This window comes from Bacillus sp. FSL K6-1012 (assembly GCF_037964915.1).
Taxonomy (GTDB): domain Bacteria; phylum Bacillota; class Bacilli; order Bacillales; family Bacillaceae; genus Bacillus; species Bacillus halotolerans.
This window is the reverse complement of the sequence record NZ_CP150175.1, coordinates 1,905,320-1,918,199: the sequence shown is the minus strand read 5'-3', so window position 1 is coordinate 1,918,199 and position 12,880 is coordinate 1,905,320. Positions and strand designations below refer to the sequence as shown.

Sequence of the window (12,880 nt, the reverse complement as noted above, 5' to 3'; positions counted from 1 at the left end):
TTCTACCTCAGTAATCGTTAATTCTCCTGATCTGTAGGCATCGAGAATTTCTTTATGGTTCATACGATTAACTCCCTTCTATGATGTTTTGCACACTCTTAAAATCCAATTTCCCTTGCGCCACCTCTTGCATCAAACCGATGATTTGCTCGTCAGTGTACAGGCTGTTGGTTTGATTTTGCGGCAGAGCCTCCGCGCTTCGGTTTTTTCCTTCAGCTTTTAAAGCCACATAAGCAGAAAGCGCTTGGATTGTCTGGAATTCAAGAAGCTCCCGGCCGGTCAGCTTGATCTGAATGGTCTTTTCTAAATGACGCATCAGCTTTCGGCCAAGAATTGAATCCATCCCGTATTCTTGAACGTTTCTTTTGAAATTGATTTGATGCCGTGACAGGCTCAGCTCTCGTTCCAGAAATTGTACGATGATGTCTTGAATGTGTTTCTCTTCATTGGACTCGTCAGTCTCACTTTGGACGACTTGTGACGATGGCCTAATATTCTTATCTGATGAGATCCAATAGCGTTCCTTTGCAAATGGATAGCCAGGTAACGGAACGATACGGACATTATTGTCTTCATGGAGCAGTTCCCAAGAAATATGATTTCCTTTCGTCCACCAATCTGCTATCTTTTTAAAATCTTTTTCTATGACGACCGTTTTCAGAGATGTCTCATCTCGTTCTTCTGAAATGTCTTCCGCATTCCCTGTATAAAAGGATGTAAATTGGCCGAATGATTCACCATTCTTCACCGCTTCTGCAAATTCCTTCAATTTTCGCACCAGTTGTTCCTGATTATTCACTACGATCGCCAGTCTTGCTTCCATTGCTTTTCTTCCAACCTGGAGTGTATACGCAACATCAGGTAAAGAAAGGCTGTCATTATGCTCTGCATACTCAAGCATTTGCAGAACAGCATCGTGAAGCCGATCCTCATTTTGAGCAGAAAGCACGATAACTTGCGGACATTCGGTTGGCTCTTGATGCACGGATGCCTGCTCATCCGGAATGTATTCTTCAATTACTGCATGCGCATTCGTACCGCTGATGCCCGTTGTGCTGATTGTCCCCATCCTCGGATTATGATTTTTTCTGATCCATGGCTGGTTCTCTTTGTGAAGCACAAAAGGGCTTTCTGCAAACTGAATATAGGGATTGCTCGATTCACATTCATGGGTAGCCGGAATGGTTTGATTTTTCATAGCCATCAGCATACTGATCAAAGCAACCACACCGGAAGCTGCAAATGTGTGTCCGATTAATGATTTAATCGAGCCGATGGTGCAGAATTGCTTCTGTTTCGTATATTTGCTGAACGCACCCGTCAATGCCTGTACTTCAAGCGGATCTCCCAGATTTGATCCAGTGCTGTGCGCCATCACATATTGAATATCCAGCGGATTGATCTGATATTTTTCATAAATGCTTTCTATTAATTCCGCCTGGCTAAAAGGATTGGGAGCTGTCATTCCATTGGTTTTGCCGTCATAATTCACGCCGCTTGCTTTTATGCATCCATAAATGTGATCTTGATCTTCAATTGCCTTTGATAATGGTTTCAGCAGAACAGCTGCTACCGCTTCACCAGGCACAAGCCCATTGGCATCCTGGTCAAACACTTTGCATTGTCCATCTGGAGAAAGCATTTCCGCCTTTGTCAGCGCCTCATAAGACATTTGAGAAATATTCAGACTGACGCCGCCGGCTAAAGCCATTTCACAGTCTCCCTGACGCAAGGCTGCGCAAGCCTGATGAATGGCTACAAGTCCTGAGGAACATGCTGCCGTCAACGCCATATTAGGTCCTTTTAAATCTAATGCGTATGCAATTCGCGCAGCCAATGTGGCGTTTTGAGTGCCGGTAATGTAATCCGTATCACCGGTTAAGTGGGCATATTCTCCTTCTTCCACACCCACATAAACGCCGCAGGACTTTCCTTTAATCCGATTTCCCATATATCCTGCGTCCTCAAATGTATGCCATGCTTCTTCCAGAAACAATCGCTGGCGCGGGTCCATACTTTCGGCTTCTTTAGGCGATATGTGAAAAAACAGCGGATCAAATCGGTCTATGTCTTTCAAAAATGCGCCCCATCTCGGCACTTCTGCTTTCTCTGGATGTCCTTTGACTTCACGCCAGTCCCAGCGGTCTTTCGGAATTTCTGAAATGCATTTTTTTCCGTTTTTCAGATTGTCCCACAATTCATGAACCGAATCAGCTTGAGGAAACCTGCCGCTCATTCCGATAATGGCGATAGGCTCTGTGTAAAGCTGCCGGCCGCTTCTATGGCTGTTTTGTGTTTCGAGTGCTGCAGAAACCGGCACTTCAGCTTCTGCCTGATTCTGAGTATCAGATGCATCATTCCGGTAAAATTCTTCGATCAGGCCTTTATGATCCGTTAAAAAGAAGCGGATCAATTCTTTTAAAGTCGAATAGCCAAAAAATAATGCAGGCGTTATCTCGACTTTGTAATAGTCAGTTAACACGTTCGAGAATTTAGCCAAGTAGATGGAATCAAATCCAAAGTCGGCCCAGTTCTTATTCAAGTCTAGCTTGTCTTTTGAGATCTTAAGCAAGGTGTGAATATGCATTTTCAAGTCCATTTCCAAACGTTTTTCAACGCTTAGGTTCTTCATCCCGCCCGATGTTTCTTGTGCAGGCGGGGCTATCATGTCCGGTTCTGGAACGGCACGTTCAGTCATTCCTAAAAAGCGTCGGACCCGGCTTGGCTGACCAGCTATGATAAGATGCTGCGCATCCTGCTGAGACAAAATGTGTTCAAACATACGTATGCCTTCTTCCGCTTCTAAGAAGCGCTGACCGCTTGACTTCAGGTACATCTCGGTAGTTTTGGCATTCCCGATTGTCATCCCGCCGTCCTTCCAAACAGGCCAGTTGATAACAAATGTATTACCGTGATGAAGCTCGTTTCTGTAATGTGCATAAGCCATTTGGAACCGATTCCCTACCGCATAATCACAAAAACCAAAGTCTCCTAAAATAGCAGAAGACGAAGAGAAGTAACAGATAAAATCCAGGGTTTCTTTTTTAAACCACTCGTCAAGCGCGATCGTTCCATTGATTTTCGGTTCAATAATGCGCTTGAAGCTATCCATCTCTTTTTCAAAAATAGAGGACCCGCTTTCGATACCGGCGGCATGAATGACACCATTGATGGTGCCGTACCGGTCTTTTCCGCGTTTCACGCAGTCTCCCATTGCGATCGGATCACACACATCCGCCTCTGCATACATGGCTTCGCCGCCTAACTCCCTCAATGCTTTTAGCTGCTTTTGTTTTTCTTTGTTGATAGGCGTTCGTCCTGTCAGAACGATGTTCGCGGCATAGTTTTTAGCCAAATGCTTGGCGAATAAATAACCGAGCCCTCCTAACCCGCCTGTAATCAGGTAAGTTCCCCCGGACTTCAATTTGCTGTTGCCTGGCTGTAACGTTGTCTGTTCAATCTGACATACATAACGTTTCTCATTCTGATACAAGACGGTTTGTTCGGTTGAAGCCTGTAATTCCGTCCAGATCTTACTTGTCCAATCATCCATTGATTCTTTTGGAATTTGATCAGCATCCTGAAAGATTCCTGTCACTTTCGTATTCGGAAGGACTAGCCCGAGTGAACGTTCAAATCCTATCCATGATTCCAGATAACTTCGGTCAAGACCATTTTCAAAACATCCAGCCAATAACACACGGGCAGGTTGAATCTTCGCGGCCGCCATAGCTTGCAATAAATAGACTGCACAGGAATAATCCTGACTACAGCTTGAATCCTCCGTCGCCCATAAATAGAGGATTGCATCCGGTTCTCCATGTTCTTCCTGAATCCTACGGAAGGCTTTCTCAAAAGTGCCGGGATCCTTCCGTACAATTTGATAAGAGTATTGAGACTGTTTGCCGTACGTTTCGCCTTGAGAAACAAATATGACCTGGGTCTCTGGATCAAAGCTTTTCACAGCTGAAGCAAATGCTTGTTGCTTGTCTCTGTCAGTCAGAAAACAGACGAGAGTTGTGAAGCTTTTCGATGTGAGAGACACCTGCTGTTCTTTCCATACTTCTTTAAAGGTCATCACCTCGAAGTCTTCTTGCTCTTGGTGTTCTATATTGTTTTCAAAGGACGTTGTTCTCTTTTCAACACTTGATGCCCAGTAATGTTCCTTCGCAAATGGATATGTCGGCAGGCTGATTCGGATCGGCTTATGAGCTCCGTACAGCTTTGTCCAGTCAAAAGACAAGCCCTTCACCCAAAGATCCAGTAATTTCGTAAATTTCCCTTTGCTCATCCAGGCGTCTATCATCTTCTCCGTATCTTCATCAGCTGATAAGAGCGCTAATGCTTGTTTATTATCGGCGATACGATCCAGATACAGATCCTCTGCTTTCATTTCTATAAAATCTAGCAGCTTGCTCTCTAGATCTTCTATTGATTCGGCAATAAAGCCAAGCCTTTCCTCCATTGCTTCACGGCCTGTTTGCAGCGTAAAGGCAATCCGGACCAGATCTGATTCACTGTACCTTTTTTCGCGAACGGCAGTGAGCAGCTGCTCCGCTCTTTCTTGAAGCCGTTCACTGTTTTTCGCTGACAGCACGATCAGAGCAGGAGGATGAGCTTGAGATGTTTGTGCCCCGGTTTTCGGAATATATTCTTCTAAGATCAGATGGGCATTTGACCCTCCGGCGCCAAAACTGCTTAATCCGGCGCGTCTCGGCACTTCCCGACCGTCAATGATCGGCCGCTTCCATTCACCAAGCTTTTGCTGAACGATAAACGGAGTTTGACTGAATTCAATATTTGGATTCAAACGCTCAGCATGCAATGATGGTGCGATTTGACCGTATCTAAACTGAAACAGTATTTTTGTCAAACCAGCGATGCCGGCTGCACTTTCACAATGACCAATATTGGATTTGCTGGAGCCGATCGCGCAGAACTGTCTTTCTTGTGTATCTTCCTCAAACGCTTTTGTTAATCCAGCAATCTCAATCGGATCTCCTAATGCAGTGCCTGTTCCGTGTGCCTCCAGATAACTGATCGTTCTGGCTGGGATATTGGCATGCTGAATGGCTTCTTTAATCAGCTTGGCTTGGGCATTCGGATTTGGAACCGTATATCCGTTGGTTTTGCCTCCGCTGTTAATGGAGCTGGCCTTTATCACCCCATATATATGGTCACCGTCTTCTATTGCTTTTTGCAAAGGCTTTAAAATGACGGCACCCACTCCTTCTCCGTCAACAAACCCATCTGCGTCATCACCGAATGATTTACATTTGTCAGTTTCAGAGAGCATGTTCATGACAGATAAGTTCTGATAGTGAACAGGGTCGACAACTAAATTGACGCCTCCGACAATGGCGCACTCACTTGATCCGCTGTAAATGCTTTCTAACGCCAAATGGATCGCTGTCAGAGAAGACGAACATGCTGTGTCAATAGCAAGGCTCGGACCTTGGAAATTCAGCAAGTAGGATACCCTGTTGGCAATGGACCAATAGCCGTAGCCAGTAGGATAATTTTTGTTCATTACTCCGGCAAAGACGCCGACTTTTCTGCTTGAGCAGAGCGTGTCTGGCGTGTATCCCGCATCTTCAATACTCGCATAGGCGGTTTGCAGGAATAATCGCTCCTGAGGGTCCATTCTTTCTGCTTCTAGCGGAGAAATTTGAAAGAATAAAGGATCAAAAGTATCCATACCTTTGATAAATCCGCCCCATTTTGTATAAATCGAGCCTTCTTTTCCTTTTTCTTTATCGTAATATGCTTTCCAATCCCAGCGGTCTTTCGGGATTTCCTCTATACAATTTCTTCCTTCTTTTAGATTGTTCCAAAATTCTTCTGCTGTCTCCGCCTGAGGATAACGCCCGGATATGCCGATAATGGCAACATCACGGCTGACCGGTGCTTGTGCCAGTGATGGTGCTTCTTTCTCGCGGCTGCGGCCAAGCTTACGATAGCGCCGGGTTGTGTCAGGCACCTGCCCAGCCTCCTGTGAAGATTTGTTATTGATTGCTACCGGCTTGTCATTTTGCACTTGACGGTCAAGGCCTGTCAGTCTCAAAAGTGCTGCTTTTTTCGTTTTGATTAAGTGTTCCACTAACGCGTCTATTGTCTGATACTCAAAAAATAAAGTGCTGCTCACATGGTCCAGTTCCTTACGTAATGTATTCGTGAGCTGAACAACGACAATAGAATCGATGCCGTACTTTTCAAGCTGTTCAGATGAATCAATTTTACTTGCAGGGATTTTCAATGTTTGTCCGATTAGTTTTTTCATATACTCGGTGCTTTTTTCTATCAAGACGGCATCATTTGATGATCCGCCTATCTCTGAAGCTACGTTTTGGACAGATGCCGGCTCCTTCCTCGCTGAAGAAAAATCCTTTTCTGCAGGAGGCACCATTTCCATAGCCATACGGCGCACCACTCCGTTGCTTGAGGCTGCTATGATCTGGTGACTGAGGTCATGTGCTGCTTCTGCCGGGAAGAACACGGATTCAAAGCCTTCGCTTTCTAAGGCCTCTTTCCATTTGTTTGGATATAGACCAGGACAGCCGGGAATTCGCAGCGCAGGATCTTCATACAGCCACCAGCCTTCCAACAGTCCGAAGGTGATGTGTGGAAACAAGCTGTTTCCCGCCATTTCATTTAGTAACAGCAATCCGTTGTGCTTCATCACAGCTTTTGCATGCCGCAACGTTTGGCGAATATTTTTTGTCGCGTGAAGTACATTAGCGGCAATTACAACGTCATAGCCGCCTGCCTCGATTTCCTGCTGATCGATTGGTTTTTCTACGTCAAATAGCTGATATGTCAGGTAAGGATTTTCCGCCCCATACTCTTTTTCTGCATGCAGCAAAAACGCCTTTGAAAGATCTGTATAACAATATTCTCCTATATGATTTTGATAGGTTTTCAGTTTTTGAAAGATTCCGGCACTCGTGCCGCCAGTACCTGCGCCTATCTCCATAATGCGAATGGAGGTCTTAGGGTCCTGTTTCAGCCGTTCATCTACGTAAGCTGTTAACGTATCAGCGAGCACTGTATTGAAGTAGTCTGCAACTTGGTTATGCTTGTAAATACCTTCCACCAATTCCATTGACGAATGAGGGAACATGATATCTGTCGCAGGCACCTTCCCTGTCAGGATATCCGGTAATGCTTTCAGCATGGCCTCAGCTAATACAACCATCGCTTTTGTGTTACTGTCTTGGAGCCATTCTGATTTTTTTGCATCCCATTCATTCCAAAGCATGTCTATATCCGCTGCCTTGTCCTTCCTCACCAAAGAATCTCCATCTTTTTTAAGGTAGTCTTGCTGCAGAAGGAATTCGCTGCTTTGCCGGAGCCACTTTTCATAAAACTCACGAGTATTGTTGTTTCCTTGAAGACGTTCAACCGATAATGTATGACCATCAAACAGCCCGGCCGTCTGCAGCTGTGCTAACAGAAGTCTGTAAAGGAGAGCGTCCAGCTCCTCGTGTGTTACTCTTTTTATTTTCCGTGTTTCCGGCAGGCGTCTCTTCAGGCTTTCGGCGTCTATCGAAGGCTGCTGCGGGTAAAAGGTGATGAATTCCTTCTGATTCACGCCTTCGACTGCAACAGGTTTAGTCGTATGAATGAAAGCCGTTTGGCTGACAGGCCCTGAAAGCAGGGCTTCTAACGCTTTCATCCCTTCCTCAGGTTCAATTAAGCCTAAGCCAATTTGATTCATGAGCTGCACATAATTTTCATCTTCGGCCGCTTCACTGTTCCCCCAATATCCCCAATTCATGACGTTAACGGGACAACTCCAGCTTTGGGACAGCCGGTAAGCAAATGCATCTGCGAATGCACAGCCAGAGGCATAATGGCTTTGTTTCACATTTTTGATATGGGACACAAGCGAAGAGAAAAATAGAGCAAAATCCAAATCCTCCTGCTGAAATACTTGGGCCATATGAACACTTACATCCACCTTTGCCGCCAATCCAGTTCTGAATTCTTCGAGCGTCATATTTTCCAGGCTTTGTTCAAATAAAACCATTGCAGAATGAACGATCCCATGAATATGAGGATGGCGTTTTTTCACTTGTTCATAAGCCTGCTGCAATGAATGCATATCCGCAGCATCGGCTGCAATATAGTAAGGCGCAGGTCCAAGTGCCGAGAGACGGTCTAATTTTGCCTGGATGGCATCATTGATTTGACTGCGTCCAATCCAAACGATCTGTGCCTGATAGTGGCGGATCATATACTCACTCCACGCCTCTCCGATGTACCCAGCTCCTCCAATAACCACATACACTCCGCCGGTTCGATATAACGTATCATTTGACGGGGATTGCTGGTAGGGAATCAATTGCTGCTGATGCCATTGGTGATTCCGATAGGCCCACGCGTGCCCAAGACGGTCTGCAGGGAGTGTAAACATCTGTTTGATCGGCCAAGTGCAGCCTTCTTCAAGGTCAATCAGCCGGATCTTCCAATGCGGATATTCCTTAGCCATTGTGCCAATGAGTCCATGAATGCTAGCATGAGCAGGATTGACAGCTTCATGCTGAGTAATCGGCTGCGCTTGGACTGTGATAATTGACCATTCCAGCTTTTCCCCGCCATAGCCTAATTGAAGAAGTGCTTTCACAAGCTTAAATACGTGAAGAACGTTTTCTTCCTGTTCTTCAATAAACATTTGCTCTGAGTGTAGCGGAGCAATCCACAGTACATGGTCAATGCTGCCGCACGCTTGCAGCTTGTTCGCTATCGTTTCCATGTGATCTGCCGGCTGGATATCCAAAACCACAGCCTGAGGATAGTATTGTTTCATTAACTTCTGTTCGTGCTCAGTACCCCCTAATAAAACGGCTTGTCCACCGGCAGCCGAGACACCGCTCTCCGCATTTGGAGACACTGGTTCCCAGACAGGAACCATCATCGTATGTCCTATCGATGATGAATCCGCTGCTATTGCTTTCGGAGATTGATGTTCTCCTTCCAGCGCTCTAATGGAAGCACCCTTCATTTGCACACAGACATTCCCGTCTTCATCGCATAGTTCAATATCATACTTTCTGATTTTGTCCTCTGCCTTACTGTCTGAACTGAATCTAATATAAGACCACATTTCAGAAGGGCAAGGGGCAAGAATGTTAAGTTCCTGCATTGCAAACGGCAGAGACAGCTTATGGACTTGAGCATCCGTATTGACTGAGCTAACGATAAAACCAATCGATGCATGGAAAGCGGCATCCATCAAACTCGGATGGAGCATGAATTGCTTCTTACCGTCTTCCAAAAAAGCGGGCAAGGAGATTTTTGCAAGCAATTGTTCGTGTCCGATAAGCACTTTTTTAATCCCTTGATAACCCTCTCCATAGTCAAGCCCTATCTTCCGAAACGCCGCATAGCATTGCTCTGACGTCACTGTGTCCAGACTGCATTCTGCCTGCAGCGCTTTAATATCTAAAACAGGAATGTCCGGTTCAGCACCTAGGATTGCAGTCCCTTGGCTGTGTATCATCTGGTTTTCATCTTTGCTGTAAATCTCATAGCTGATCTCTCCGCTCTCCTCAGGATAAAGGCCAATATGTATCTCTTTTGGTTCACTTTCAATCGCGATAGGACGAATCCAGACGATGTCTCTGAGCGACACAATTCTTTGTCCCTCTCCCAGATCACCCGCTGCTTTTTCCGCTGCTTCCCTTGCCATTTCTAAATAGGCAACACCCGGCAGGATTTTCTGTCCCTGCACAACATGATCTGATAGAAAAAATTCCTTGCCTGTGAAGCTAGAGCTAAAGCGCTGCTCAGAAAAGTCTGACGTATTCCTATGCAGCAGCGGATGTAATGCAGAATTCGTTGTTCTGCCGCTGATTTTCGTCTCAGGTGCCGGTATCCAGTAGCGTTCTTTTGCAAACGGGTAGGTTGGAACACTTATTTTAAGCGGCTTGCGAGCACCGTAGAGTTCATCCCAGTTGACCTGTTTTCCTTGAACCCATGATTCCGCGATGTTCTTCAAATCTCCCGCTTTTGCCCCGGTAAACCCTTGGCCCTCTTTGGCCTGTCCGGTCCAGCAGCGATCGGCTTCTTCACCTTTTACAAATGCTTGAAGTTGATGAATTAGATCCTTTATGTCTTTTACGATGAAGGCTGCCCGCTCCTCCATTTCCACCCGTCCTGCCTGCAATGTATAAGCAAGCTCAAAAAGATTAATGTCCTCGTGAAGAAACTCAATGAGTTTGCCGGCGTATGCTTGCAGCCTGTCTATATTTCTCGCCGACAAGGGGATAATTACCTCTTCATATTTCACCGAAACAGAGGCTGAGTCGTTCTCTTTCGGGATGTATTCTTCCAAAATGATATGCGCATTGGACCCTGACGCTCCAAACGAACTTACACCGGCACGGCGGGGATACTTAATCTCCATTCCGTTTTCTGTCAATGCCGGCTGCTCCCATTTCTTTGCTTCGCGCTGAACAAAAAACGGTGATTGATCCAGCTCCAAATAAGGATTCAGCTCTTCTGAGTGTAGGGATGGGACCAGCGTTTTATAATACAGCTGCAGAACGGTCTTCGTTAACCCGCTGATGCCGGCTGCAGATTCAGCATGGCCAATATTTGATTTCACAGAACCGATCGAACAAAATTGCTGATCCTGCGTATTTCGGCTGAAAGCCTTCACCAATCCTTGAATTTCAATTGGGTCTCCTAATGAGGTGCCGGTGCCATGCGCTTCCACATAGCCGACCGTACGCGGATCGATTCCTGTTTTTTCTAAGCAGGTTTCTATAACATCGGCTTGCGCTATAGGGCTCGGAACCGTAATGCCGCTGACTTTGCCTACATGATTAATGGCACTTCCTTTGATGACGGCATAAATCCGATCACCATCCTGTTCAGCTTTTTGCAGAGGCTTTAATAATACCGTTCCAACCCCTTCTCCAGAAACGTATCCGTCACCGCCTTCGCCGAATGTATGACAATAGCCGTCACTCGAGTGCATCCCCACACTGCCATAGCTGATATATTTAGCCGGATGCAGAGATAAATTGACACCCCCTGCTATCGCAGCCTCACATTCCCCATTCCGGATGCTTTCTATCGCCAAGTGAATGGCAGTCAAAGAGGATGAGCAGACCGTGTCCACTGCCATGCTTGGCCCATGGAAATTACAGTAGTAAGACACTCTATTGGCGATTTGCGCATAGTTCAGGGACAAAGGAAATGGATTTTGTTCGGATAAAGCTTCAGCACCTATAAGGGAATAGTCCTTATGCATGACACCGGCAAAGACGCCGACATGCCGTCTTTTATTAGCGCCTCGATGTGCAGCAATTGTCTCAGGCGTATAACCTGCATCTTCAATGGCTTCCCAGCATGTCTCTAAAAACAAGCGTTCTTGAGGATCCATGGTTTCTGCTTCTCTGGGAGAAATTCTGAAGAATTGCGGATCAAAGCAATCGGCATCCTCAATGAACCCGCCCCATTTTGAAAAAGGCTTTCCTGAAGGTGTTGTCAGTTCATCGAATTCCTTCCATTCCCACCGTGATTTCGGAATTTCACTGATGCAGTCTGTTCCAGCCTTAAGATTTTCCCAAAATTCTTGTATGTTTTTCGCCTTAGGATAACGGCCTGCCATCCCAATGATCGCGATGTCCTCCGCTTTTTTTGCCGGGGAAGAAGGAGCATCTAAAGACTCCGGCAGTGATGCAGGAGACTGGCGGACAGCATCGTCCGCCTCTCCAAACAAATAGTTTTCAGCCAAATGCGCTGATAATTCTGCAATCGTTGTATATTCAAACAGCAAAGTGGGAGAGAGATCTTCTCCAACATGAGATCCTATCGCCTGAACAATTTCAAGCAAGGATGGCGAATCTAACCCAAGCTCATAGTACCCGGCGTGAATATCCATTTGTTCTGCCGGTTTTTCAAGCTGTTCAGCCAGCAACTGACGCAGTAACCTTTCAAACGCATTGTATTTCCGGCCAGCGTCATGAGAGACAGAAGTTTCTTTTACCACTCTCTCTTCCTGGAGCTGATCGATTTCTTTTTCAGGCTGAAAGGCCTTCGCATCCCGGACAGACTTGCTTGCGAAGTTTTTAAGTTCGGCTACTTTTTGTCCAGAAGAATTAAAATATTCAATGGTCATATAAGTAAGCTCGTTTTTCTGGCGCACGGAGGAAGCCTGAATGCGCGCCGCACATTCTTTTTGTAATGGCTCCGAAGCTGTAAAGGATTCGAAAAACAAAGGCAGATACACAGTCTGTTCGTTTTTATTTACACTTGAGAGCAAGCCGCTTGACCCTAAACCGCTGCCGTCGATGAGCGTCGGATGAAACATAAAAGCCTCAGAATGAAGCAATGCTTCTTGTCCGACAGATACATCAATCAAAACGGCCTCTTTTGTTTCATACACCTGTCCTTCAGCTTTCATCATGCCTGTATGCACTAATTCTTGACGGCGGCATTGATCATAGATGTCGTCCAAATTCAGAATTCGGCCGGCCGCTTTTTTCCATTGATGAAGGTCGATCTTTTCCGTGAAAGCAGCTGGTGCTTTATGATGCATCTCGGCCGAAGCATATCGTCTATGACCTGATAACGACTCTCCATGCTGTTTTTGCCCTTCAATTAAGATGGACCATGTCCCTTTTTTGCTTTCAGACACTTGGATTGTCAGGGCAATGTCATACGATGCTTCCGCGATCAAAGGATAAAAAATGGTCAGGTTTTTCAGTTCTAGCTCTTGATAAGCGTAACCATGTTCTTGGAATACTTGATAAATCAGATCTATATAAGCAAGGCCGGGTAATAACGCTTGTCCATATACCTTGTGATTGCACATGATAGGATTATTTAATGAGATGCGCAGTTGTTCAGTTATCATGTTCCCACTCCT

At 45.8% G+C, this 12,880-nt stretch carries 1 protein-coding gene; it reads right to left on the bottom strand.

Features of this window, described 5'->3' with window-relative positions; translation table 11 throughout:
• Positions 1 to 67: 67 nt before the first annotated feature.
• Positions 68 to 12,868: an SDR family NAD(P)-dependent oxidoreductase gene (locus NSS75_RS09790; protein ID WP_339237269.1), complete on the bottom strand. Its 12,801-nt coding sequence runs from the start codon at positions 12,866 to 12,868 to the stop codon at positions 68 to 70.
• Positions 12,869 to 12,880 lie beyond the last annotated feature (12 nt).

Excerpts from the sequence above, each read along its gene's own strand:
- NSS75_RS09790 (WP_339237269.1), bottom strand. The coding sequence starts at position 12,868 with ATGATAACTGAACAACTGCGCATCTCATTAAATAATCCTATCATGTGC.